The organism is Macrococcus brunensis, from assembly GCF_022343725.1.
In the GTDB taxonomy this organism is placed as follows: Bacteria; Bacillota; Bacilli; order Staphylococcales; family Staphylococcaceae; genus Macrococcus; species Macrococcus brunensis.
Window position 1 is genome coordinate 1258718 of sequence record NZ_CP092179.1, and the last position, 25625, is coordinate 1284342.

General features: G+C 41.4%; 28 protein-coding genes and 1 riboswitch. Of the genes, 9 read left to right on the top strand and 19 right to left on the bottom strand.

From position 1 onward, the window contains the following. Positions 1–72: 72 nt before the first annotated feature. On the bottom strand, positions 73–1422 hold the full coding sequence (locus MGG13_RS06540; protein ID WP_239034370.1) for a RecQ family ATP-dependent DNA helicase: 1350 nt from the start codon (positions 1420–1422) through the stop codon (positions 73–75). Continuing rightward, positions 1419–2312: a helix-turn-helix domain-containing protein gene (locus MGG13_RS06545; RefSeq protein WP_239034371.1), complete on the bottom strand. Its 894-nt coding sequence runs from the start codon at positions 2310–2312 to the stop codon at positions 1419–1421. Before MGG13_RS06545 ends, MGG13_RS06540 begins: the two co-directional genes overlap by 4 nt. A gap of 122 nt (positions 2313–2434) precedes the next feature. On the opposite strand from MGG13_RS06545, the gene MGG13_RS06550 reads away from it, so the two are divergent. Further along, the gene (locus MGG13_RS06550) at positions 2435–2659 is read left to right on the top strand and encodes a ferredoxin (RefSeq protein ID WP_133432019.1); all 225 of its coding nucleotides are present in this window, start codon (positions 2435–2437) and stop codon (positions 2657–2659) included. A gap of 33 nt (positions 2660–2692) precedes the next feature. Here the strand turns inward: MGG13_RS06550 and MGG13_RS06555 are convergent, their stop codons facing one another. From MGG13_RS06555 to MGG13_RS06595, 9 genes are all read right to left on the bottom strand, one after another. Beyond that, positions 2693–3229 (bottom strand): ECF transporter S component, encoded by a 537-nt coding sequence (locus MGG13_RS06555; protein WP_239035687.1) that lies wholly within the window; start codon positions 3227–3229, stop codon positions 2693–2695. Positions 3230–3307: 78 nt separating this feature from the next. After that, a riboswitch (FMN riboswitch) is annotated at positions 3308–3427 on the bottom strand. Positions 3428–3484: 57 nt separating this feature from the next. Beyond that, positions 3485–5164: an ATP-binding protein gene (locus tag MGG13_RS06560; protein WP_239034372.1), complete on the bottom strand. Its 1680-nt coding sequence runs from the start codon at positions 5162–5164 to the stop codon at positions 3485–3487. A gap of 47 nt (positions 5165–5211) precedes the next feature. Next, positions 5212–5919, bottom strand: coding sequence for a response regulator transcription factor (locus tag MGG13_RS06565; RefSeq protein ID WP_133431957.1), 708 nt, complete (start codon positions 5917–5919; stop codon positions 5212–5214). 14 nt (positions 5920–5933) lie between these two features. Then, complete coding sequence (ccsB, locus tag MGG13_RS06570) at positions 5934–7136, bottom strand: c-type cytochrome biogenesis protein CcsB (RefSeq protein ID WP_133431958.1); 1203 nt, start codon at positions 7134–7136, stop codon at positions 5934–5936. Then, complete coding sequence (resB, locus tag MGG13_RS06575) at positions 7133–8749, bottom strand: cytochrome c biogenesis protein ResB (RefSeq protein WP_133431959.1); 1617 nt, start codon at positions 8747–8749, stop codon at positions 7133–7135. Before resB ends, ccsB begins: the two co-directional genes overlap by 4 nt. A 13-nt stretch (positions 8750–8762) precedes the next feature. Continuing rightward, positions 8763–9296: a thiol-disulfide oxidoreductase ResA gene (resA, locus tag MGG13_RS06580; protein ID WP_133431960.1), complete on the bottom strand. Its 534-nt coding sequence runs from the start codon at positions 9294–9296 to the stop codon at positions 8763–8765. A gap of 77 nt (positions 9297–9373) precedes the next feature. Next, entirely contained in the window at positions 9374–10108 is a 735-nt protein-coding gene (locus tag MGG13_RS06585) for a pseudouridine synthase (RefSeq protein ID WP_239034373.1), read from the bottom strand. A gap of 1 nt (position 10109) precedes the next feature. Beyond that, complete coding sequence (gene scpB, locus MGG13_RS06590) at positions 10110–10646, bottom strand: SMC-Scp complex subunit ScpB (protein ID WP_133431962.1); 537 nt, start codon at positions 10644–10646, stop codon at positions 10110–10112. Between the two features lies 1 nt (position 10647). Then, entirely contained in the window at positions 10648–11346 is a 699-nt protein-coding gene (locus MGG13_RS06595) for a segregation and condensation protein A (protein WP_133431963.1), read from the bottom strand. 27 nt (positions 11347–11373) lie between these two features. On the opposite strand from MGG13_RS06595, the gene MGG13_RS06600 reads away from it, so the two are divergent. After that, a complete protein-coding gene (locus MGG13_RS06600) occupies positions 11374–11877 on the top strand; it encodes a DUF309 domain-containing protein (protein WP_239034374.1) in 504 nt (167 codons plus the stop codon). A 42-nt stretch (positions 11878–11919) separates the two neighbouring features. Here the strand turns inward: MGG13_RS06600 and xerD are convergent, their stop codons facing one another. From xerD to MGG13_RS06615, 3 genes are all read right to left on the bottom strand, one after another. Then, the gene (gene xerD, locus MGG13_RS06605) at positions 11920–12807 is read right to left on the bottom strand and encodes a site-specific tyrosine recombinase XerD (protein WP_133431965.1); all 888 of its coding nucleotides are present in this window, start codon (positions 12805–12807) and stop codon (positions 11920–11922) included. A 68-nt stretch (positions 12808–12875) separates the two neighbouring features. Continuing rightward, positions 12876–13313, bottom strand: a complete 438-nt coding sequence (gene fur / locus MGG13_RS06610; RefSeq protein WP_133431966.1) for a ferric iron uptake transcriptional regulator — start codon at positions 13311–13313, stop codon at positions 12876–12878. A 77-nt stretch (positions 13314–13390) separates the two neighbouring features. Next, positions 13391–13933, bottom strand: a complete 543-nt coding sequence (locus MGG13_RS06615) for an NUDIX hydrolase (protein WP_133431967.1) — start codon at positions 13931–13933, stop codon at positions 13391–13393. A gap of 62 nt (positions 13934–13995) precedes the next feature. On the opposite strand from MGG13_RS06615, the gene MGG13_RS06620 reads away from it, so the two are divergent. Beyond that, on the top strand, positions 13996–14883 hold the full coding sequence (locus MGG13_RS06620; protein WP_133431968.1) for an aldo/keto reductase: 888 nt from the start codon (positions 13996–13998) through the stop codon (positions 14881–14883). Further along, entirely contained in the window at positions 14880–15806 is a 927-nt protein-coding gene (locus MGG13_RS06625; protein ID WP_133431969.1) for an alpha/beta hydrolase, read from the top strand. The genes MGG13_RS06620 and MGG13_RS06625 overlap by 4 nt, the downstream gene beginning before the upstream one ends. Here MGG13_RS06625 and MGG13_RS06630 read toward each other — a convergent pair. Beyond that, positions 15803–16564 (bottom strand): SDR family NAD(P)-dependent oxidoreductase, encoded by a 762-nt coding sequence (locus tag MGG13_RS06630; protein ID WP_239034375.1) that lies wholly within the window; start codon positions 16562–16564, stop codon positions 15803–15805. The two genes, MGG13_RS06625 and MGG13_RS06630, sit on opposite strands and share 4 nt — an antisense overlap. 77 nt (positions 16565–16641) lie before the next feature. Between MGG13_RS06630 and proC the strand changes: the two genes are divergently transcribed. Continuing rightward, on the top strand, positions 16642–17445 hold the full coding sequence (proC, locus tag MGG13_RS06635) for a pyrroline-5-carboxylate reductase (RefSeq protein ID WP_133431971.1): 804 nt from the start codon (positions 16642–16644) through the stop codon (positions 17443–17445). An 89-nt stretch (positions 17446–17534) separates the two neighbouring features. On the opposite strand, the gene rnz is transcribed toward proC, so the two are convergent. Then, positions 17535–18458 carry a ribonuclease Z gene (gene rnz, locus MGG13_RS06640; RefSeq protein ID WP_239034376.1) on the bottom strand — a complete coding sequence of 308 codons (924 nt, stop codon included), beginning with the start codon at positions 18456–18458 and terminating at the stop codon, positions 17535–17537. Positions 18459–18566: 108 nt separating this feature from the next. Here rnz and zwf point away from each other — a divergent pair, with 108 nt between their 5' ends. The 3 genes from zwf to MGG13_RS06655 are packed head-to-tail and all read left to right on the top strand — an operon-like array spanning position 18567 to position 21546. Further along, positions 18567–20045 (top strand): glucose-6-phosphate dehydrogenase, encoded by a 1479-nt coding sequence (gene zwf, locus MGG13_RS06645; RefSeq protein WP_239034377.1) that lies wholly within the window; start codon positions 18567–18569, stop codon positions 20043–20045. Between the two features lie 46 nt (positions 20046–20091). Then, positions 20092–20694, top strand: a complete 603-nt coding sequence (locus tag MGG13_RS06650) for a hypothetical protein (RefSeq protein ID WP_133431974.1) — start codon at positions 20092–20094, stop codon at positions 20692–20694. A gap of 18 nt (positions 20695–20712) precedes the next feature. Beyond that, on the top strand, positions 20713–21546 hold the full coding sequence (locus MGG13_RS06655) for a helix-turn-helix domain-containing protein (RefSeq protein WP_133431975.1): 834 nt from the start codon (positions 20713–20715) through the stop codon (positions 21544–21546). Between the two features lie 40 nt (positions 21547–21586). Here the strand turns inward: MGG13_RS06655 and gndA are convergent, their stop codons facing one another. Then, on the bottom strand, positions 21587–22990 hold the full coding sequence (gene gndA, locus MGG13_RS06660) for an NADP-dependent phosphogluconate dehydrogenase (RefSeq protein ID WP_239034378.1): 1404 nt from the start codon (positions 22988–22990) through the stop codon (positions 21587–21589). 149 nt (positions 22991–23139) lie between these two features. On the opposite strand from gndA, the gene MGG13_RS06665 reads away from it, so the two are divergent. After that, positions 23140–23334 carry a hypothetical protein gene (locus tag MGG13_RS06665; protein ID WP_239034379.1) on the top strand — a complete coding sequence of 65 codons (195 nt, stop codon included), beginning with the start codon at positions 23140–23142 and terminating at the stop codon, positions 23332–23334. Positions 23335–23352: 18 nt separating this feature from the next. On the opposite strand, the gene MGG13_RS06670 is transcribed toward MGG13_RS06665, so the two are convergent. Together MGG13_RS06670 and MGG13_RS06675 are read right to left on the bottom strand one after the other, a co-directional pair. Then, a complete protein-coding gene (locus MGG13_RS06670) occupies positions 23353–24462 on the bottom strand; it encodes a M20/M25/M40 family metallo-hydrolase (protein ID WP_239034380.1) in 1110 nt (369 codons plus the stop codon). A 186-nt stretch (positions 24463–24648) separates the two neighbouring features. Continuing rightward, complete coding sequence (locus MGG13_RS06675) at positions 24649–25623, bottom strand: aromatic acid exporter family protein (RefSeq protein ID WP_239034381.1); 975 nt, start codon at positions 25621–25623, stop codon at positions 24649–24651. Between the last annotated feature and the right edge of the window lie 2 nt (positions 25624–25625).

A 25625-nucleotide genomic window follows, 5' to 3' on the forward strand; every position in this document is an offset into this window, starting at 1 on the left:
AACACCCACTTCATTTAAATTTATTTAAATATACCATTAATTATAGACAACTATAAAGCGAATAGTAAAGAGCTAGCCTTGTTTAAATAACGATTTTATATAATCCACTCTGTTATCATTCTCTTTAACTTCCTGATACTTGTCAAAAGTGAATAAATTCTGGCCTTGACAGTACTCGCAGTGATTACAGGGCTTAATTCCATTATATAATTGATGACTCAGACACCCAGTCAGCTGTCCGTACTCCGCCATTTTTCTAAGCGCCGCTATTTTAGACAAATACTCCTTCTTTAGCACCTTTAAGACTTCAGTATCAGTGAAATTCGAACGAAGAATTCTCATTTGTTCCATCTTCTCTTCCGGTAATTGCGCGCCGTTGATATAAAGATTGAAATCTGATTCAGATAAATGATCTTCCTGCAGCAATCGATAGCTTAGGTTAAGGTCCTCGTCATCATAAAGAAGGATGGCCTGTGCTTGTTCACCGTCGCGGCCAGCACGTCCAATTTCCTGGATGTATTGAAGCGTTGACTTAGGCGCGTGGTAATGAATCACTGTCCGTACATTACTTTTATTGATTCCCATACCAAACGCACTGGTCGCACAGACGTAATGAATTCTGTCGCTGAGAAACGCAATCTGTACAGACATCCTTTCTTCATATGTCATATCAGCGTGGTAGGTCATGCCTTTATAGCGCTCCTTAAGCAGTTGATGAACTTCATTACAGCGCTTCTTAGATGAGAAATAAATAATAGTCGGCCCTGAAGTGTCAAGCAGTGTCTCGATTTCTTTCAGTTTATCTGCTGGATTTTTGACCGATAAAAAGATATTGCTGCGTTCCTCGCGTTTATCGACCAGTAACAGCTCCCTTCGTAATAGCTGGCTGATATCTCTGATAATTTTGTCATCAGCGGTCGCAGTCAAGGCGATTACCTGACAGCCAGGCTTCATCACTTCATGAAGCAATAGATAATGCGGCCTGAAGTCATATCCCCACTCAGAAATGCAGTGTGCTTCGTCTATGACCATGTGGGTCAGGTTCAGCTGTGCAACTGTCGCTCGTGCTTTGTCTGTTGCCAGCCATTCCGGTGAGCAGAAAATAAACTGATAGTCCTGCAGCTGACTAAAAATCAGACGTTTCTCCCGAATATCCAGATAGCTGTGAATACAGACTGCTTTCAGCCTTAAACGTTTCAGCTCAGCCACCTGGTCTTCCATCAATGAAATAAGCGGTGTGATTACCAGTGCCCGACCGTTTGAGGCTATTACAGGAAGCTGATAACAGAGTGATTTCCCTCCTCCCGTAGGCAGAAGCGCAAGTACGTCACGGCCTGTTTCAACCGCTTCAATCACTGCTTTCTGACTTGGCCGTAACTCTGAGAAGCCATATATTTTTCGCAGAATTTCTTCTGTTGTCATAGTTTCACTTCTTTCATAATCAGACAGAGAGCTATCTTGACTTTAAAGTAACTATCCATCTGAGATTCCTCGAAATAAGGTTTAAGCCGCTGATAATGATGCTGATGATAAAGAGAGCGTATCTCAGCGATTTCCGTTTCTGTCACATAGCGACTGACGTCTACCGGATAGTCTTTAATGATCATTTCTATGATATGGTCTTCAATGGTATGAAGTTTGACCCCTCTTTTTAATGCGATTGTATCAAGAGCTATTCCTTTAGTGATCCATTCTTTAGTCTGTTCAGTGGCACTGTGAAGTGGCATCCGGATATATAAGCTTTTAAAATAATCATGCTGATGGATTAGATGAGTCAGCAGATTGAGCTCTCGTAGCAGCATCAGAGAGTATTCTGTCTGTTCAAAGCCTGATGCCCTGCAGATCTCTTCTATCGAGAAATGGTTGCCTTTCGCATCCGGTAGCAGCTTGTAAGTGAATACAGGAAGTTCCTGCGCCATCTTGTCATACAGACTCAGCAGTTCTGTTTCGTATTCTTTAGGTTGACGCTTATATGAATGCAGCCAGCTTTTAACCTGATGCTGAATAAACAGATGATTTGAAACCGGATAGAAGTCTTTGATCTGATAAGACTGAGCTGCCATCGTCTGTGTCAGCAGTCTAAGTGCCTGGAATGTCATATGCGAAGCATCATAGAAATAGGGATAAAACCTGATATCCTCAGGCGTGTCACCAGTAAGTTCGGGCCGGCTATTATAAAAAGGAAGCTGTCCCTGCATCATTGCATCAAAATAAGTCTGATGGGATCTAAAACCCATCAATATATTATTGAAGCTTTTATCTGTCTTCTCTGCGAATTTACGCTGTTTCGCCTGCTGATAAATAGAATCCATCAATGCCTCCAGATAATTTTTGTTGAAAAAAAGTGCATGAATCTCTAAAATATATATGTACTAGTGTAGCATTTTTAAGTAGGGAGGCGAACCATTTGGCTGGGAAATATACAATCGTAGATATGGATACATGCATCGCTTGTGGTGCTTGTGGTGCAGCAGCACCTGATATATATGATTATGATGATGAAGGCATTGCCTTTGTTATTCTTGATGATAACCAAGGAACTCAGGAAGTACCTGAAGAACTCGAAGAAGATATGATCGATGCGTTTGAAGGCTGTCCGACAGATTCTATTAAAGTAGCAGATGAATCATTTGACGGAGATGCACTTAAATACGAATAAAAAAGAAGGAATTCCACTGGAATTCCTTCTTTTTTATTTAAATCTCTTTTCAATAACAGGTAACAGCGGTCTGAAAATCAGTATAAAGACGATAGAAACTATCAGTCCTTTTATGATATTAAACGGAATAATACTTGCTGATACAATGGCTTTAAAGTTGTTAGTAATATCACTTAAGTTTGTAATCATACCGTATAAAGGCAGCAATACAAAATAGTTCATGAGACTCATAATAAGCGTCATGACTAACGTCGCAGCGATTAAACCGACCCATCTATCTCTGCGACCCGCATAATAAGCTGTTAAAACAAAACTAGCACCCGCTAAAAAGTTTGCGATAGGACCGATTGGTTCAACCGGATTCACTGCAAAATTGAGTAAGTTTTTAATGAGTTCTATCATGACTGCGCCGATTGGTCCGACTGTAAACAGACCGATTAAAGCAGGTACATCACTGAAATCAATCGTTAAGTAAGGCGGCATAAAAGGCAGTGGAAACTTGAGGAACATCAGTACGAAACTGATGGCACTCAGCATGCTGATCAGAATCAGCTTCTTCGTTCTGTTAATACTTGACATATTCTACTCCTTACATCCATCAACTGAAGGAAGGAGGCATCACAAATAAGCAAAGCTCTTTGCTCTGCACTCCATCTTCTCCCATCCAGACTATACTGTCGGCTTCAGAATTACACTGAATCAGCCACCCGAAGGTAGGTCGCGGGCTATACCGCCGGTTCGGAATTACACCGTACCCCGAAGATGAAATATTTTATTTTTTCGGATTTTCATCCTTTTAATATATTAGCACAAGTTTTTATTAAATCAATGTTTTGGAATCACAATTTTAAAAGTAGTCCCTCTACCCTGTTCGCTTGAAACTGTAATATGTCCACCGTGTGACTCAATGATGGACTTAACGATGAAAAGACCGAGTCCGGTTCCATGTTTACCTCTCGTTCTTGCAGCGTCCACTTTATAGAACCGGTCAAAAAGATGAGGCAGGTGTTCCGGTGAGATACCGACGCCTGAATCGCTGACTTCGATTGTGAGCGCGTCTCCTGCTTTCACGGTTAAATGAATCGCATCTCCTTCGTGTGTATAACGAACAGCATTATCAACTAAATTCGTTAAAACCTGAATCATCTTGTCATAGTCAAGCGACCAGGCAAGTCCTGGCGGAGAATCTACGATAAGGCTGAGCTTATTATCAGTCAGAGACTGATTAAACGTTGATTTCACTTTATCAAGCAGCGCAACGACCGGCATTTCCTCAAGGTGCAGTTTAACGTCACCTGCGTCGTAGCGGGCGACATTAAGCAGTTCATTGACGAGGCGATTTAAACGTTTGCTCTCATCCAGAATGATATTTAAGAATTCTTTCCGGTCTTCCGGTGTTTCCACAATATCATCCAGTAACGCTTCCGTATAACCCTGCAGCATCTGGATTGGCGTTCTGAGCTCGTGCGACACATCAGCGACAAACCGCTTCTTCATCTCATCATTACGGTGCTCTTCAGTCATATCACGAATCAGAGCAACTGCGCCTATCTGATTATTTGCAGCTGCACGTCTCACTGGTGAGATAATAACCACGAAGTAATGATTAAGTGTCGCGATTTCAATGACTTCTGAATCATTAGTTTTCACCACTTCTTCAAATGACTGTTCGAGCTGTATTTTGTCATCCTCACTAATCAAAGTAAGAAACTGCTCTGCTTTCGGATTCATCAGCTGTTGATCTAAATCCATATGATAACTGAGTACACCATCTGCCATAGCATTGATCAGTTTATCTCTCAGATTTCTTTCCGTTTCAATGGAAGCGATGTTGTTTCTGATGTCATCCTCCATTTTATTGAATGCAACAGTGAGTTCGCCTATTTCATCACGTGATGTCGTCTTGATTTTCTGGGCGCGTTCGCCTTTAGCCACCTGAAACGCTGATTCCTTAAGTCTGAGCAGCGGCTTCGTAATCTTATTGGATAAGAAAAAGGCAAAAATCGTTGACAGTACAATTAAAATTAAAGCCGTTATTAAGATAATCAGGCTGACATACTGGAGTGTCGAACTGATAGAGTTAATGTCCTGATAGAGAATAATCGCACCTTTGTCCTGAAATGCCTGAGACGGGAATCCAAGAAGAATGTAGCGATGTCTCTCATCCTGATAATTGACATCGATAATTTTAGTCACATGTTTGTTTTCATCAAAGACTGCATTAAAATCTGGATTGGTACGAAACTCATCAATCATGATTTGCTTCAGATCATCATGACGATCCGTCAGCTGTGATTTATTTTCAACGATAATCAGACCAGCGGGATTCTCAACAAGTTCCATGACATAGTTCATCGCGTCTTCCTGGTTATGTCGACTCATCAAAATACTTTCAATTTTATTTGCCTGCTGATAGAGGGTCTTTCCTGTCTCAGAAATGAAGTAGGAGTTAAAGAAACCGACGAGTGCAACCGATAATATAAGTAAAACTGTCGTTACTATCAAAATGATAGTGAACCACAGTTTTATGACAATACTATTTAAATAGTGCATCAGTCTCTTGCCTCGAACTTATAGCCGACGCCCCAAACTGTGTGAATCATCTCGGCAGCTTCTGGAGAAACTTTATTCAGCTTCTCACGTAAACGTTTGACATGGGTGTCCACAGTTCTCAGGTCACCGTAAAACTCATAATGCCAGACTTCTTTCAGCAGCTGCTCTCTATCAAAGACTTTGTCAGGTGACTTAGCAAGGAATAAAAGAAGTTCATATTCTTTCGGCGTCAAGCTGACTTCCTGATTGTTTGCCGTGACGCGGTGTGCATCATTATCAATGACAAGTGAATCAAACACGATCAGATCTTTCGCATGTGCGTCATTCTGGAAGAACATTGAAGACTGTGAACGTCTTAAAATGGCTTTGACCCGTAAGACGACTTCACGAGGCGAGAAAGGTTTGACGATATAATCATCAGCACCGATTTCAAAGCCTTCAACACGATTGTTTTCTTCACCTTTAGCAGTCAGCATAATGACCGGTGTCGATTTCTCTTCGCGGATTCTCTTGCAGACTGCCAGTCCATCCATCCCTGGCAGCATGATGTCCAGCAGGACACAATGGAAATTCTGGCTGAGCGCCAGTTCCACTGCTGTTTCGCCGTCCGCTGCTTCTACTGTTTCGAATCCTTCGCGTTCAAGATACATTTTAGCAAGTTTTCTGATTCTATCCTCGTCATCAACGATTAAAATTCTTTCCTTCATAAATGGACTGCCTCCTAAGCGTATGAATGTAAACCAGCAATAATTAAGTTAACAGCGATGACATTGAACAAGATAATCGCAAGACCTACTACAGCAAGCCAAGCTGATTTCTTACCTTCCCAGCCTCGACCGAGTCTTAAGTGAAGAAATACCGCATAGAATAAGAATGTAACAAGTGCCCATACTTCTTTAGGGTCCCAGCCCCAGAATCTGCTCCAGGCAATCTGTGCCCAGATACTAGCAAATAAAAGTCCTCCTAAAGCAAAGAGCGGGAAGCCGATAATAACGGAACGGTAACCAATCTCATCCATCAGCTGTAACGACACCTTGTTAGTAAGTGGCTTCACCATCGAGAAGATAGTTCTTCTCGTTATCAGACGAATTAATCCATATAAGATCGTTCCAATAATAATGGACCAGATCACTGTCGTCAGCTTCTGTGCATTTAAGACAGGCGGCACTTCAAGTCCAGTTGAGAAGCGTTCAACTTCCTGATAGTTATTATTGCCCTTAGGTACAACAGGGTAAGCATCTTTAAATGTCACGATGGCAGGCAGATGGTAATGGCTGACTGCATTGTTACCATTTTTATCAACATAAAAGTATTGATCATCATAATGGACAATACCTTTCATCACGATAGTTGTTAAAATAAATGCGATAACTAATACTGCGAAGTACATGACTACTTCAAGCCAGAAAGCATCTCGCGATTTCTCTTTCGCATCTACATAACGCAGTAAATAAATCAGACCAGCCATTGAGCTGACTGAGAGAATTCCGTATGAAATAGTCACTGTAATCACGTGAATCGCGAGCCAGTTACTTTGCAGTGCCGGAATAAGCGGGCTGACTTCACGCGAGAACATGCTGGCATAGACGATGACGAGCATGGCTACAGGCAGTGAGAACAAAGCCAGTATCGGCGTATGATAGATGGCGTTGATAATCAGGAAGCCACCGACCATCATGATACCGAACATCGTCAGGAACTCATACATATTGCTGACAGGTGCATGTCCTGCTGCAATCCAGCGGGTGATAAAATAAACAATCTGCATGATGAAACCGATTGTCGTTAAGATAATGCCTATCCGTTCATAGCGCTTATTTTTTGCTTTAATGCTAGCCGAAAATGGCAGGATAGCGATTAAATATAAAATAAAAGCGGCATACAAAGAGGTACTGCTGATATTCAGCCATGTTTCATGGTTCATTTTGTTTCCTCCGATTCGTACTTATCTTTAATAGCAGGCTGATTATTCTTTTCGAGAATAGTGTTCAGTTCATTTTTTAATCCAAAATAATTCTTACTTGTATGCGCTGCAATTTGATTGCCATTGACCCAGATTCTACGATGATTGATATATGATCCGATCGCCAGACCGAGCAGGAAGATAGTAAATCCGATAAAGAGATAAGGCAGAGTTAAATCCTTTTTAACATTGAGATAAGTCATCGTATGATTTGTGGCACTGACAAACTTGATAGCATGTTGATTATTCTGTGAAATATCCTGTGATGAACGGATTTTAAGCAGACTATACTCCGGCTGCTGATTAGCTTTATCCACTTCAAATACAAATGCAGGGTTCACTGTGTTAGGTGTCTTTGTAGCGAGTGTACCATTCGCTTCAATTTTATCAAAATCAGGTGCATAGTTTCGAAGATTAACAGTCAGATTATCTGCAATCTTGTATGTGGGTGCTGGTTCATCCAGATTAACTGTGAATGTCTGGCCGATTTCTTTTTCCGTCTTCTTATCAATCACTTTAAAGGTCATTGATTTAAGCAGGCTTTGATCATAACTGTTTTGATAGAGTTCAAAATGATCAAATTTAAAGGGGTGATTGACCTTGATGTTCCCTGTCTTCACTTCTTTCAGTTCTGGTTCAGCACCTGGTATCGAATCTTTCGTGTTTTCAAACAATGTCAGACGTGTCTCGTAATTTTTGGCAATTTTATTCATCGCACTGTCAGCTTTAGTCGATTCAGTGTTTGAGTTCATCTGCTGATCATAATGCTCGAGAATAAACTTATCGTTACGCATATAATATTGTTTGTCTGTACCAGGTATCGCTCTCGTATCGCCTTCTTTAACTGCAACTGCACCATCATAATACATGGCTGGCACAAATCTCAGCATACCCCCCATCAGCAGGATGATCAGACCAGTATGGTTGATATAAGGACCATATCTGCTGAGACGTCCTTTTTCAGCGAGAAGAGCATCGCCTTCACGCTTCACTTTATAGCGTTTCTCTTTCAGCGTCTGCTCAAGTTGATCTAAATCCGGATTGACGAGTTCCCCTGTCAGTCGCTGTCGTTTTAAGAATGAAGGATGCTTTCTAGTCGCCTGGTTACGGAGTGATTTAAAAAGGGGCACCCCGCGGTCAATACTCGCCGCTATAATAGAGAATGCTACAAGCCCCAGTAGAATCAGAAACCACCAGGACGTATATAAATTGTCGAGTCCCAGCTGGTGATATAGGTAACCGAGGGAACCATATTTCTCCTGGTAGAATGAAGCAGGATCAACGTTTGCAGGGATAAAATATTCCTGCGGCATGATGGAACCGATTGCTGCTGCAACGATAGTCAGTACAAGTAAGATAACACCTGTCTTCACAGAAGCGAAGAAATTCCATATCTTATCGGTTACTGTCTTATTTTTAGTTTTTGACCGTACAGCAGAACCGTCATAACGCATAATATCAGTCGTTTTTTTCTTATCGTAATCATCATTGATTAACCGGCCACAGTTCTGACAGAGCTGTGTGCCGGGTGGATTGACATGTCCACAAGTACAGACTATTGCTTTCTCATTCATATACTGACCTCACTTACGGTGTCACAGTGTTCATGTAATTTTTAATTGTCTGGTCGTTCATTTCACCTTTATGAATCGCTTTTACTTTACCATTTTTATCGATAACCACTGTCGTAGGCAGTGGATCAATTCCATAAGCATCAGCTACTTCGTTATCTTTATCAAAAGCAACAGGCAGATGAACTTCTTTTTTCAGTCCGCTGAAGAACTGTTCAACCTGTTGAGGCGTCTTTCTTAAGTGAATCGCTAATACCTCAACATTTTTACCTTTATATTCTTCATAGTTCTCGCTTAGTGCAGGCATCTCTCGTTTACAAGGCTCACACCAAGTACCCCAGAAATTAAGGATGACACCTTTTCCTTTATAGTCACTCATTTTGACGGTACTGCCGTCCATCTTCTGCAGCTCAAACTCCGGTGCATCGTCGCCTACTCCTACTGCTTTACTCTTACTCTGTGTCACTGTCGAATAGACGATGAAGGCAATCGCCAGTGCAATCAATGTCATTACTATATATTGAGTCCACTTTTTTGTTCTTTTATTCATTTTACTCCCTCTTTCTCACATAGATAGGTCTATTATATCACTCAGCTAAACGCCAATAGTGGCAACTATGTGAAATTTTAAGACTGGTTCTGAGCGAGGTTGCGTAAGGTTTTCACTTCATGAGGACTGAGATCTCTAGCGTCCCCTGCATTCAAACCTTTAAGATTGAGCGGACCGTATTCGACACGCGACAGCTTGACCACTTCATGACCGAAATGAGAAAACATTCTTCTGACCTGACGGTTGCGACCTTCTGAAATCGTGATCTCTACTAACGTCGAATTCTTTTCGCGGTCCTGAGATTTTACTTTGACGATAGCAGGTGCTGTTTTACCGTCCTCAAGCATAATGCCTTTCTCAAGTTGTCTGACTTGTTCACGAAGCAGATAGCCTTTTAGTTTGGCCACATATTTCTTCTTCACTTTATAACGCGGATGCGTCATCTGATTGGCAAATTCACCATCATTCGTCAAGAGCAGTAATCCAGACGTATCGTAATCAAGTCGACCTACAGGAAAGACGCGTTCTTCCAGCTGCGGGAAAAAGTCGGTGACAACAGTCCGGCCTTTATCATCTGATACACTGGTAATGACTTTAGTCGGTTTGTGAAAAAGAATATAGACCTTGTCAGGATTTTCGAGTGGAATTCCTTCCACTTCAATACGGTCAGAAGGTTTTACTTTAGTCCCAAGCGTCTTAATGACTTCTCCGTTAACAGTGACTTTACCTTCCTCTATCAGTGCTTCTGCCTTACGTCTCGAAGTGACACCGCTCCTCGCGATGACTTTCTGTAATCTATCTAACTGTTCCATGTTATTCTCCTTTTGTTGTTAATGACTTGAAGAAGAGATCCATCTCTTCTTTAGTATCTGTATCGCTGTCCTCGGGTAGTTCTTCAATGGACGTCAGACCAAATACTTGCAGGAAATAGTCGGTCGTATAGAGCTGCTGACTTCTTGATTCCTCAGTTTTGACAGCAACTAGCCCTCTTTCAATCAATGTTCTGACAGGTCCGTCAGAATTCACGCCTCGTAATGACTCAACATCACTTCTCGTCACCGGCTGGTTGTAAGCAATAATAGCCAGCGTCTCCATAGAAGCCTGAGTTAATTTTCGCTCTGACTGCTGGTCGACAAGTGAAGCCAGATAAGGCGTATATTCACTTTTCAGTTCTAAAAACCATTTACCGCCGTAACGTCGCAGCTGGAAAACCGCAGACGAAAAGTCAGCCGCCAGCTGTTCCACTTCATCATGGGTCATATTCAGTAAACTTTCAACTCTTTCACTTTCCAGCCCTTCATCTCCTACAGCATATAACAGAGCTTCGAATATATCTATTTTTGCCGGCATATTAGACTCCTTTTTCAATATAAATCTCACCGAACAGTTCCTGCTGTTCTACTTTAATTTCCTGGTTTTTCATCATTTCAAGCATGGCCATAAATAGCGTAATCAGCTGATGTTTCGTTTCTGAAAAATGAAAGAGTTCAGTAAACTTGATTTGTGAAGATCGTTTCAGCCTATCCTGAATCACGGTTGTGGCCTGTTGAATCGTATAATTCTCACGGCTGACTGTCATAACAGGAGCGACACGTTTTTTACGGCTTTTTGCTTTTTCATAGGCTGCTATTAAATCAGTTAATTTCAGTACCAGTTCAGCTGGCTCCGCTTTTTCAAATCCGGACAGATCCTGAGGTGCCTTAACAAAATGGTCACTTGCCGCTTCGCGTTTTTCCCCTAGTAAAGTTGCATAATATTTATAGTTCTGATATTCAATGAGCTGTGTCATGAGTTCTTCCCGCGGGTCTTCTTCATCCTCTTCTATTGCAGGCAGCAGCATACGGCTTTTAATGCGTAATAATTCGCTCGCCATGACCAGATACTCCCCTTGAATATTGATATCCCATTCAGACATCGAGTTGATATAATGAAGATATTGCTCTGTCAGATGTTTCATTGAAATATCATAAATATCTATTTCCAGTTTTTTAATGAGATGCAGCAGGAGGTCTAGTGGACCTTCAAATGCATCGAGTTTAACTTCATACATAATGAATCCTTTCAGGAGGTACTTTTAATGATCGATACGTTAGTTGAATTTTATTATTATTTTCTTCATGAGCGTCATTACTTCGAATGTCACGAAATTATGGAGGACGCCTGGAAAGAGAAATCAGTATACACTAAAAACGATATTGAAGTTGGCCTGATTCTACTGGCAACGAGTCAGTATCATCTGCGGCGGGGCAATAAGAAAGGTGCAAGAACCTGCCTTAAGAAGGCCTATCAGATTCTTAAAATGTACTCGCTCAGTGAAATAGGGCTTCATGACTCAGTCCTATATATTCTTGAAGAGAATATGACTTCGGAAGAATATGTGCCTCTTACGCTGCCCTTAACAAATGAAATGAAAGAGGCGATACATAAGCAGCATCCTGATTTTTCTGTGAAGCACGCGCCGGACGCTAGATGGATACATTTTCACAGGACGCGCGATAGAAGTGACGTCATTGAAGCGCGTCTAAAGTCAATGCGCGATAAACACCCAGTAGATGACACCCCAGATAAGCGCCATGATTAAGAGTGCAGTCAATGTGCAATATTTATTTTTCATAAGAACCTCCTACGCTCTAGGGTGTGTCTTCTTATAGACATCCCTAATCTGTTTCTTCGAGATATGAGTGTATAACTGTGTGGTGCTGATGTCGGCATGGCCCAGCATTTCCTGAACCGCTCTTAAATCAGCGCCATTTTCCAGCAGATGCGTTGCAAACGAATGTCTTAACGTATGGGGTGTCAGTTTTTTCTTGATGCCTGCGTCTTCTTTCAGCTGTCTGATGATCTTCCAGAACCCCTGGCGTGTCATTCTTCTCCCATGAAAATTCAGGAACAGACTATCTGTCATTTCTTTTTTCAGCATGCGTGGTCGTGTATGCTCAAGATAATGGCCGAGTACTTCCATAGAGGTTGTACCAAGTGGAATAATGCGTTCTTTGTTGCCTTTACCGAACACTCTGACGTAACCCATGATCAGATTGATATCATTGACGTTCAGATTGATCAGTTCACTCACACGCATGCCTGTCGCATAGAGCAGTTCGAGCATCGCCTGGTCCCTTTTACCGAACAGTTTGGACGTATCAGGTGACTTTAAGAACTGATCCACTTCCTGAATACTGAGGACATCCGGCAGATGCTGCGCAACTTTTGGCGGCTCTACCATAACGCTCGGATCTTTCACTGCATATTTCTCACGGAGCGCAAACTGGTGAAACCCTCTGATTGAAGCGGTCTGTCTGGCGATGGTTTTCTGAGATTTGTTCTGTTCTTTTAATTCGCCTAGATAAAGGCCGATTGTCACTCGGTCCACATTATCCAGGTGACCAATCTTTTCTTTATTTAAAAACTGCATATAGCCAGTTAAGTCCCGTCTATAGGCAGCAATGGTATTATCACTGAGTCCTTTTTCAATCGCGATAAAATGCAGAAATTCTTCTACGATATCTTCCATTTAATCACCTCTCTTAAAGTTTACCATAATCATTTTATAATCATATAAAAAACCGCAAATGATTGCGGTTATTTGTGGCATCTATGACAGATTCCATGAAATGTCAGTCGATGATCCATAATCTTAAATTGATAATCACGTTCTACTTTCTTCTCAACTTCACCGAGTAAGTCTTCTTCTATCTCATCAACCGCACCACATTCTACACATACGAGATGATGGTGAAAGTGTTCAGCTCCTTCTTTTCTAAGATCGAATCTTGCAACGCCGTCACCAAAGTTAATCTTATCAACCACTTTTAATTCTGCAAGTAGTTCCAGTGTTCGATAGACAGTTGCAAGTCCAATTTCAGGAGAACTTTCTCTTACTTTCAAAAAGACATCTTCAGCACTTAAATGATCTGATTCATTTTCCAGTAGAACCCGAACAGTTGATTCACGTTGAGGTGTCAATTTATAGGAAGCAGCGTGAAGCTGATCTTTAATTCTATTTATTCTTTCCTGCATAGTTCACCTACTCCTGACGGGCTTTTTATATTAATAAAATAGCAATAATCATCAGACAATGCAACTATCATTCACTATTAATTAGAATGATTATAATTTAGAAGAAGCGTCTGCAGAGCCAGAATCGTTTTTGCATCTCTCACCTGTCCAGATTGAAGCAAAGAATCGATCTCACTGAACGGTGTCCAGAAGAGTTCAATAAACTCATCATCATCTGCCGTATATTCAGTTGAATCTGTCAGCTCTTCTGCTTTATAGAGTGAGATCAGCTCATCACAAAATCCAGGTGACACATAAAATTCGTGAAGAAGAGTGAGCTTACCTGCTTCAAGTCCAGTTTCTTCAATCAGTTCTCTGCCGGCAGTCTTGACTCGTTCCTCGCCCGCTTCTACTTTCCCTGCAGGAATCTCAATCAGCACTTCGTCCATCGCTTTACGGAACTGTTTAATCAATAGTACTTGATCGTCTCTTACTGCAAGTATCGCCACCGCACCGGGATGTTTAACGACTTCACGTGTAGTCTGTCTGCCATTTGGCAGTTCCACTTGCTGCTTCTCTACTTTAATGATACGTCCATCGTAGATTTTTTCGACAGAAAGCGTTTTTTCAGTTAATGACATTGTTTTGCCCTCTTTTCCGTTCATGTTAAACTAATAATAATATAACACTAGGAGGTATTCATTTGAATTATAGAACAACTAAAAGTGGTCTGAAATTTTCTGAACTGGGTCTCGGATGTATGAATCTCCCTCTTGATTATCAGGAATCTAAAGAAATACTGAAAGAAGCATTATCATCAGAGATCAGTTATTTTGATACAGCGGACCTCTATAATAAAGGGGCGAATGAAGAACTACTCGGCAAGTTCTTCAAAGAGAATGGGCACCGCGAGGATATTATGATCGGCTCTAAAGTCGGCAATGAGTTCTTTCAGCATAGTGATGAAGTGAAATGGAATCCGTCACGAGAACATATTTTAAATAGTGTCAAGGATTCTCTCCACCGTCTTGGCACAGATTATATGGACCTCTATATGCTGCACGGCGGCATGATAGAAGATAATAAAGAAGAAACGATTGAAGCTTTCAATATATTGAAACAGGACGGCTTAATCAGAGCTTATGGCATCAGTTCTATTCGTCCTAACGTCATCCGTCATTATCTGGCGCACAGCGATATGGATGTCATCATGATGCAGTTCAACTTAATCGATAACCGTCCTGAAATGCTGCTCGATGAAATCAGCGCACGCGATGTCAAAATACTGGCGCGTGGGCCGGTGATGAAAGGGCTGCTGACTGAAAAATACGATTCTGTGGCAGATCGCAAGTTTGAAGAAGGTGTTTTTGACTACAGTCAGGATGAATTAAAAGAAATACTTGGTAAAATTGATGCACCTCTCACGGTCAGCACGATGAACTATCTGTTAAGCCAGCCGGTCGCAAGTATTGTAGGAGGCGCAAGTTCTGTCGACCAGTTAAAGGCAAATGTCGCTGCTTATCAGCAAGTGGACTACCAGACTCACGATAGAGCCTTATTTCACGACTTGAGCTACGAGGAACACCTATGAAACTGAGAAACATCGCAGTCTTTGCTTCAGCGCTGACGACACTGGCACTTGTCACCTCAGGCGCAGTGGGCAGTAACTATATCCTCAACTTTAAGATGCGGGATGTCGATGTCATCAGACGTCGCGAAATCAAGGCAAAGCGCTTGGACGAGAAAGCTTACCAGGCGCTGAATCCGAAGAAAGTTTCTATCGAATCGAAAAACGGCTACCACATCAATGCAGAAATCATTAAAAAGTATCCTCATAATCACTGGATGATTTTCTGTCACGGTGTTACAGAAAACAGTATTACTTCTATTAAATACATGAACCTTTTCCTTGAGCTGGGTTATAATGGTGTTATTTTTGACCACCGAAGACACGGTTCGAGTGGCGGCAAATTTTCAACCTATGGCTATTTTGAGAAACACGACCTGGAATCAGTCATCAGCTATCTCAAGGAAACATATGGTTTTGACCTGAAGTTTGGTGTCCATGGTGAATCGATGGGCGCTGCGACCATGCTTCTCTATGCAGGAGAACTGGCCAACGAAGCAGAGTTTTATATTTCTGACTGTTCATTTTCATCGTTTGAGAAGGTCCTGACACATATCATCGGCCAGAAACTGCAGATTGGTTCAGGCTTTCTGCTCAAATTCATTAATATTTTCCTTAGAATCCGTTCCAGATTTTCTCTTTATGCGGTCTCGCCTATCAAGGTTGTTCAGAATATAGAACAACCGATTCTTTTTATTCATTCTAAACCTGATCTTTTTATTCCTTACACGCATTCTGTTGACCTCTACAATAAAAAAGTGGGTCCTAAAAGAAAATGGTATCCGGAATATGGTGGTCACGCATCAAGCTTCAATGTGAATCCAGTGACATATCGCAAAAAAGTGAAGAATTTTCTGACAGAGTTTAACCTGCTGCCACAAGATTAAAACTTCTTCGACAAGAAGAATCTTCTTAATATTTTTTCGATTGTTCGTGGCGCCAGATGATAGACAGTCAGGCTCTGATGCATCCAGCCTGGACGATTCACTTCCAGTTTTTTGTCGATCATCGCTTCGACAATGTCTCTTGCGAGTGCATCTTTATCCAGCTGGATGCTTTTTGTTGTGGACTCGTAAAGACCGGTCTTGTCTGCCCGGCTAAAGAAATTCGTCGCAATCGGACCTGGACTGACCGTCATGATGTGTAATTCCGGGTGCTCCAGTCTCAGAGCATTCGAAAAACTGAGCAAAGCGGCCTTAGTCGCTGCATAAACAGAACCATAAGGCGTCGTCACACGTGCAGCCTGCGAGGCAATATTGACGATGGATGCACCTGGTCTTAAAAGAGGTACCAGCCCCTTGATAAGTAACAAGGTATGTACAACATTCACGTTAAACATATCTGTAATATCTTCGTCTGTATGATGCTCAAACGATTTAAAGTAACCATAACCGGCATTGTTGACGATACCATCAAACGTCTGCCCGTCTCTCTGGACATCATTGATGAATTTTCTAACTTGCACTTTATCACCTAAATCAAGCTGAAAAACGGATATATTTTGATAGGTTTCTGAAAGTGACTTCAGACGTTGCTGGTTTCTACCGATCACTATAACATGTGCGCCGCGACCGATGAGTTCCTTAACAATAGATTCACCCAGTCCTCCTGTACCACCTGTCAAAATAATTTTTTTGCCTATCATCCTAACCCTCCACTGTTACTCATTTTCGTTCAATGTTACACTAGAATATATGAGAATGAAACCAAGGGGGCTACATCATGAAAATTGTTTTCTATGGTGCAGGAAATATGGCAAGTGCAATATTTGAAGGATTAATCAGCAGCAGTCTGTTGAACAGTCATGATATTTATCTGACAAACCGTTCAAGCGAGAACCAGCTGCAGGATTATCAGGAAAAACTGAACATCAGATACAGCTATGATGATATAGAACTCCTGACTGATGCTGACTATGTTTTTCTAGCGACTAAACCTTATGATTTCGATTCTTTGGCTGAACGCATCAAAGATAAAATTCAGCCAGGTAACCATTTCATTTCAATCATGGCAGGCATTTCGATCAATCAGATCAAGACTAAACTCCAGACACAGAACCCAATTGCTCGTATCATGCCAAATACTAATGCGCAAGTTCAGCAGTCCGTGACCGGCATTACTTTTTCAGAGTCTTTTGATGCGGGCCACAAGGACGAGCTATTTAAAATTCTCAACTCGTTTGGCACAGCACTAGAAGTAGAAGAAGATAAACTTCATCAGGTGACTGCCATTACAGGCAGTGGTCCTGCTTTTCTCTATTATATGTATGAACAATACATCAAAGCAGCGACGAAAATGGGTCTCGATAAAGACCATGTCGATGCTGCAGTGAGAAATCTCATCATCGGTACAGGACATATGCTGGAGGCAAGTGAGCTTGAAATTGAACAGTTAAGAGAAAACATCACTTCTAAAGGTGGGACAACGAAAGCAGGCCTTGATGCCCTGAAAAAGTATCCTGTTGAAGACATATTCACAGATTGTCTTGAACAGGCCATTAAACGAAGCAAAGAATTAGCAGATTAAAAAAACGTCACTATCTTGAATTCAAGATAGTGACGCTTTTTTTGTTCAAAGTATCGTCCCGCTAATCCATTCTGCGGGACTTTACTGCCTCAGTCTATTGACACTGTCATAAAGTCATGTGCAATTTTAAAATTGAAATCAGGATTCGCCAGTCTGATTGCTTCTTCAAGCTCTGCAACATCCAACTGATGGTAGCGGTTGCTCACATGATTGATTAAAGTCAATTTAACTTGGTTTCGCTCTGAGAGACCGATTACATCTGCTATATGACTATGATGATATTGGTGGCTGAGCAAATGATCCCCTTCTAAATAAGTACTCTCATGCACGATAACATCTGCATTTACTGCAAGCAGGTCTTCATTTCTGTTCGGCATTGTATCGCCGAAAAATGTCACAATCTTGCCGGGCACCTCGTCAGCACGATAATCCTGAGTATGATAAATCATACCTTCATATTCCACGGTATCTTGCATCTTGAAATCGCGATAAATAGGACCGGGCATAATACCTTCTGCTTGCAATTTTTCTTGCAGCAGTCGTCCCGGACTCGATAGGAACTCCAGTCTATAACCGTATGACGGAATACCGTGGGCTAACAGATGTATATTGATTGTAATCTCGTCTTCTATATAAATGTCTCCATCCTCTACTTCCACGACTTCCAGAGGATAATTCAGCCTTGACTCTGACAGCTTCAAAGTGGTCTCAATAAACTCCCTGATACCAGCTGGTCCATATAAAGTCAGCGGCTTATTTTCACCACCTTGAAAACTTCTTGATGATAATAATCCAGGCAGTCCAAAGATATGATCTCCGTGCATATGAGTGATGAAGATTCTTCTGAGCTTGCCAAGCTTGATTCTCGTATGGAGTATCTGATGCTGCACGGCTTCCCCTGCATCAAACAACCAGAATTCACTGAGAAACGGTTCAAGACTGAGAACCGTCGATTGTGTATTTCTTTCTTTTGTGGGCAAGCCTGCACTTGTTCCTAAAAATATGATTTCCACGTTTGTTCACCTACTTAATTTATCATGATATTATAGCATGTTTTAATTGTATTTTAGGTCATTGTATGAAAAAATAATAAGGAATTTAAACGAATCGAGGTCCCATAGATGGATATTGAAAAGCAGAATATTCCTTGTCTTATCACTATTTTTGGAGCTACAGGTGACTTAAGTCACCGCAAATTATTCCCATCATTATTCCACCTTTTTCAACAGGGTAATCTGAATGAGCATATTGCGATTATCGGTATTGGTCGCCGAGACTGGGATAATGCGAAGTTCAGAGAGGAAATCAAGGCTTCCATTACGAAACACGTCAAAGATACGGATCGTATTGATGACTTCATGACGCATGTCTACTATCAATCTCATGATGTCAATAATATTGAAAGCTACAAGAAACTGTTATCCTTCTCCGAGGAGCTTGATGCAGAGTACAAACTAGCCGGCAATAGATTATTCTATCTGGCGATGGCTCCGGAATTCTTTGGAACAGTTACTGATGCGCTGAAAGAAAGCGGTCTGACGGATACTGATGGCTTCACTCGTCTGATTATTGAGAAACCGTTCGGTACTGACCTGAAGTCAGCAGAAGCACTGAACGCTCAGATTACGCGTTCATTCAAAGAAGAGGAAATCTACCGTATAGACCATTATCTCGGCAAAGATATGGTACAGAATATTGAGATTCTTCGGTTCAGTAATGCGATGTTTGAACCGCTCTGGAATAATAAATACATTTCTAACATACAGGTAACTTCATCAGAAACTTTAGGTGTTGAAGATAGAGGCGGTTATTATGATAACAGCGGCGCACTGAAGGATATGGTGCAGAATCACATGCTGCAGATTGTATCACTTCTTGCAATGGAGCCTCCTATCTCACTTGAATCTGATGATATCAGAAATGAAAAAGTAAAAGCACTCCGTTCTATCAGACAAGTTAAACCTTCTGAAGTACGTAGTTACTTTGTGCGCGGTCAGTATGACAAAGGAACTGTTAACGGTGAAGCCGTTCCTAAGTACCGCGATGAAGAAAATGTTAATCCAGAATCAAACACGCCTACATTCGTCGCAGCAAAGGTCATGATTGACAACTTCCGCTGGGCAGGGGTGCCATTTTATATCCGTACCGGCAAACGAATGAAGAAAAAAGAAATACGTGTTGTTGTTGAATTCAAAGAAGTCCCGATGAACTTATATTACAAACGCGACCAGCATCTGGATTCAAATCTTCTTGTCATCAACATTCAGCCAAATGAAGGGATAGAGCTTCATCTGAATGCCCGTAAATACGTGGAAGGCATTGATACAGAACCTGTCAAATTATCCTATGCCTTAACCGCTCAGGATAAAATGAACACTGTCGATGCTTATGAAGGATTGATCTACGACTGTCTTAAAGGTGACGCGACTAACTTTACGCACTGGGAAGAACTTAAAGCCACATGGAGCTATGTTGATACTGTTGACCAGTACTGGCGAGAGCACCCGGCCCCATTCCCTAACTATCAGGCAGGCTCAAATGGGCCTGTTAAAAGTGAACTGCTGTTAACACGTGATAATCTGCACTGGTGGGATTTTTAATCAGCTTGAGACTTATGTCTCAGGCTTTTTTTGAGGAGAGGAAAACATGTCAGATGAAGAACTGAATATCATGACTCATGACGGAGAGCATCATTTTCCGACATTAAAACATTACCATCGTTATGAGGCAACTGCCTATCCGGATCTTGAACGGCTGGCCGAATATTTACTCAATCTTATCAAAAATGATCACTTTGTTGACTTCGGCTCGGGTTTAATGCGTGTGCCCATCGCTATGCACCATTTGCTCGGCATCAGGTCGACAGGTATTGAACTAAACAAGGCATTGTATCTGGCGAGTCGTCAAAATGTCGAACAGTACCGCCAGACATTTTATCCTGAAATCGATCTCGTGCGTTTTCCGGTTCAAGCTGTCAATTTAAACGTACTTGACTATCAATTTGATGGCAGCGAAAGTATATTGTTCTTTTTTAATCCATTTTCAGGCGAACTGTTCAGAACAATCATTCATCGTTTCTTATCGAGTTATCCGTACAAAAGACGCGCGTTTGTGATATTATATTATGCAAAGCATGAATATATTGACATCTTGGAGCAGTTCGGACTTTTTACAGAAATTCATCGCATTGAACTAGCCGACTATCAGGACGACCCCGATGATGTCATTGTTATTTATCAGATTGGTTAAATCTAGAAATGAGGCACTATGGAACCGTTAAAAATGATTCAGCAGACCATTGTCTACCTGGAAGATAATTTACTTAAACAAGTTGAACTGGAGGAATTAGCTCAGCATATCGGCGAATCCCCTTTCCATCTTAATCAGACGTTTACGATGATCACGGGGATGAATATAGAAGAATATATGAGAAATAGACGTCTCACTGAAGCTGCTGCAGAACTCGTTGACGGTCGCAGCAGTCTGCTTGAAATTGCCAGACAATATCAATACCCGGATGCTCCAGCGTTCAGTGATGATTTCAGGGATTACCATGGTTTATCGCCGCTTCAGGCTCGTTCACATCAAAATCAGCTGAAACAACTGAACCGTCTTTTCGTAAAATTCAGTGTCACAGAAGAACCTCCTATCCCCTACTTGATTCAATCTCGTGATTTTGCAAGAATGACAGGTTACCGGGAACAGATACGTACTAAAGAGCTGTACAATCATTTCCTGCTGGCTGATCTCTTATATAGTTACCAGGAAGACGGCAAAATACAGAACCTCACATCTAACCACCGTGTCCCGTTATATGTGGTCATTCATCCACATGCATACGGATTAGAAGTCTTTATCGGAATCGAGAGTAATGCCTCTACGGACCTTGAGACAGAGCATCTGCATCATCAGACATTTGCGGTTTTCAAGGAAAGAGGTCATCTTGACTATGTTTTTAATGAAATCTGGCAGTCTATAGAACAGCAGGTTGCCGTCATGCTGAACTACAGAAAAAACGACTACTACATCATCCAGCTGAATGAGCCGCTTGATTTTGACAATCCATATAACAAAGTGCTCTTTCATTTACCTATCGATTAAAAAACCCCTGTAGGCTGGTCTACAGGGGTTTTTTATAAGATTATTTCCAGTCTGTATGGAAAATACCTTCTTTATCTTTGCGTTCATATGTGTGAGCGCCGAAATAGTCACGTTGCGCTTGAATCAGATTGGCCGGCAGATCTTCAGCTCGATAGCTGTCGAAATATGTGATGGCTGCTGCAAAAGAAGGTACTGGGAAGCCCGCTTCAATCGCAACACCTGCTACGCGGCGTAATGAACCGTTATACTGTGAAACGATGCCATTGAAATAAGGATCTAATAATAAGTTCTGCAGTTCAGCATTGTTATCATAAGCATCTTTAATCTTCTGCAGGAACTGTGCACGGATGATACAGCCTTCGCGCCAGATCATCGCTAAGTCACCTAAATGCAGGTTCCAGTTGTTAGTCTCACTTGCGACTTTCATCTGACTGAAGCCTTGAGCGTAACTACAGATTTTGCTCATGTAAAGTGCCTGTCTGATTTGCTCAAGGAATTCTGCTTTATCACCTTTGAATTCATATTCATGGGCATCAAAAGCTTTTGAAGCAGCTATTCTTTCTTCTTTCTGTGAAGAAATGAAACGTGCAAATACAGATTCAGTGATGATTGTCAGTGGAATACCCAGGTCAAGTGCATTGATAGATGTCCACTTACCCGTTCCTTTCTGTCCTGCTTTATCCATCACTTTCTCAACAAGTGGTGTCCCGTCTTCGTCCAGTTTTCTGAAGATATCAGCTGTGATTTCAATCAGGTAAGAATCAAGTTCTCCGCTATTCCATTCTGCAAAAGTATCTGCAATCTCATCATGAGACATTTTCAGAACGTTTTTCATCAAGTTATAGCTTTCAGCAATCAGCTGCATATCTGCATATTCAATACCGTTATGCACCATCTTTACGTAATGACCCGCACCGTCCGGACCGATATAAGTGACACATGGTTTACCGTCTTCAGCTTTAGCAGCGATATCCTCCAGAATAGGTTGTACAAGTTCATAAGCTTCTTCCTGTCCGCCCGGCATTATAGATGGACCGTGAAGAGCTCCTTCTTCACCACCAGAGACACCTGTACCAATGAAATTAAGACCTTTTCCTGACAGATATTTATTACGGCGGATCGTATCGTTATAATTCGTATTCCCACCGTCAATTAAAATATCACCTTTATCTAAATGCGGAATCAGACTTTCAATTGTATGATCGGTTGCTTCTCCTGCTTTGACCATCATCAGAATACGACGAGGTGTCTCAAGACTCTGAACAAATTCCTCCAGTGTATAAGTCGGAAAAATATTCTTCCCTTCAGATTCAGCTACCATTTCTTCTGTCTTTTGGGGTGAGCGGTTAAAGACAGATACTGTGTAACCTCTAGATTCAATATTCCAAGCCAGATTCTTACCCATTACGGCAAGTCCGATGACACCTATTTGTTGTTTCGTCATGTAGATACCTCTTTCCTATTCATTTTCTTCATTATTATAACATAGAGCCTCTAGACGTACTAAGAAGAGAGTTGCGTTCTCGTAAGAATACTAATATGCAACTGGAATGTGTTATAATAGTTTCAAATATCTGTAATGGAGGAGATTGAATGGGTTTGCTCAGCATAGTTGCATTAGTTTATTATATACTTCCCTTTGTAATCGTTATTTTCATTGTCTGGTGGGTGAACTCAATGGTCTCTAAAAGTTATGAACAAAAAGAACGCCATTTCCAGCTACTCACTGAACAGAACAATCAGATGATTTCTGAACTAAGACGACAAAACGAAGAAAAACACCTGTAACCAGGTGTTTTTCTTATTTTATACGAGCTTAATGATTTCAAGTACTTGTTCATTTAGTTTGACAAGTTCACTGATCGGCATTTTTTCCTGTTTCGTGTGAATGTCCTGATAACCGACTGCAAGAACGAGCGTCGGAATTCCGAAGCCATTAAAGATATTGGCATCACTACCGCCGCCACTTTTCTTTAAGACAGGTGTCAGTCCGACATTTTCAGCTGCCTGCTTAGCCACTTGTACCGCTTCACTATCTTCAGCTACATTGAATGCTGGATAGCTTGGTGTCACTTTAACTTCAGCACTTCCACCCATCTCAGACGCTGTCTGTTCGAATGTTTCTTTCATATGAGCCACTTGCTGATCAAGTTTACTTTGGTCTAAACTACGTGCTTCTGCTAAAATAAAGCAGCTATCGGCCACGATATTCGTCACAGTACCGCCTTCAAAACGTCCGATATTTGCAGTTGTTTCTGCGTCAATACGTCCGAGAGTCATACGGCTGACAGCTTTTGCAGCAATATTAATTGCACTGATACCATTTTCAGGTGCAAGTCCAGCATGTGCTGTCTTACCTGTGATATTGACTTCCAGTTTTGCCTGACTTGGCGCCGCCGTAACAATAGTCCCCACTTCGTTCCCAGAATCAAGTGCATAGCCGAACTCACTTGTCAGATACTCAGAGTCAAATGCTTTCGCACCGACCAGCTGACTTTCCTCACCTACTGAAATCACAATCTGCAGAGGACCGTGTTCAATATTTTCTTCTTTAATAACTTTTAATGTTTCGAGCAGAACAGCAATCCCTGCTTTGTCATCTGCACCAAGAATCGTCGTGCCATCTGAGTAAATGACCTCATCTTTGATCACTGGCTTAATCCCTTGACCTGGAGTCACAGTATCCATATGACAGGAGAAATAAATCGGTTTTCTGGATTCATCTCCTTCAATATTGATAATTAAATTTCCGGCACCAAAGCCCGTATCTTTCTGACTGTCATCTTCAATGACATGGTAACCTAAATCTGTCATTAACTTCGTCAGATGGTCAGCTATCTCTCTTTCATGGCCCGTTTCACTGTCAATCTGTACAAGTTCTAAAAAGGTTTCTACTAATCGATCTTTGTTTAACATACGAACGCTCCTCATCACTTCAATAATTTGTTATAATAAATAAAAAAATAGAAAGGAATCAATCATGAATAATAACGCAAGAAGAATTCTGATTATCCTATTGTTGATAGCTGTTGTTGCAGCGCTTATCCTCTCTAGTGTTTTACCCTTTTTAACGATGTAATCTACAAAAGTAGATTACTTTTTTTATTTTCTTAAAGAACCAAACTTAGATTTAATAATCAAGTAGGCTTCCAGCTCTCTTAACAACTGAAAAGCAGAGGCTCTTGAATGCAGCGCCTCATAATTATCTGGCAGAGGATGCTCTCTCATCTCAAGCTGAATCGCATAGAGATCATGCAATCTGATGGCAGTATGATCATTACTTGAAATGTTCTGCCCCATTTCGTGTATCAATTCACTCAGTTGCAGATGAAGCTGTTCTGACCGGCTGACGTCATTGATGAGGTCGACCATGCGATGAAGAAGTCTCGCCTGCTTGCTTCGCATATCGAAATAGTGATAATAAGAGTTCTGATTTCTTACAAAATGATTTTCTACATCCATAAAGGCCACCGATTTCGCCTTCTCGATTGTCAGCAGTGCCTGGTCGATCAGTTTATGGTCGAGTTCAATATCGACATATTTGAGCGCTTCACTGAATTCAGACATTATAACCTGAAACTCCTGTTCAATCTTAGTCCGGAAAAGATCCAGTTCTTTTGCGCGGTTCGGCATATAAAGATTGAGTACTAATGCAATGGAGAGCCCAACTATAATCAGTAAAGTCTCATTCAACATGAACCCGGCACTAACGCCTTTAGAGTTAAAGCAATGTAATATAATAACACAGGCGGTCACGACACCCTCCTGTGTACCTAGTACGACTGTCGTGGGTATAAAAAGTAGAACAACCAGTCCAAGCACCATCGGATAATAGCCTAACAGTTCAAATATCGCACTGGCAAAAATGAGGCCAAGCAGACATGATATTAAACGAGCCCATGCGGCCTGTACAGATTTCATTTTTGTATTTTTGATACACAATACTACCAAAATAGCAGCAGATGAGAAATTGACGACTCCGAGATACTTGGCAATGATGACAGCGATTGCCATACCGAAAGCTGTCTTTAATGTCCGATAGCCTATTCGATAAGGATTCAGTTTAATGGTCTTCATGA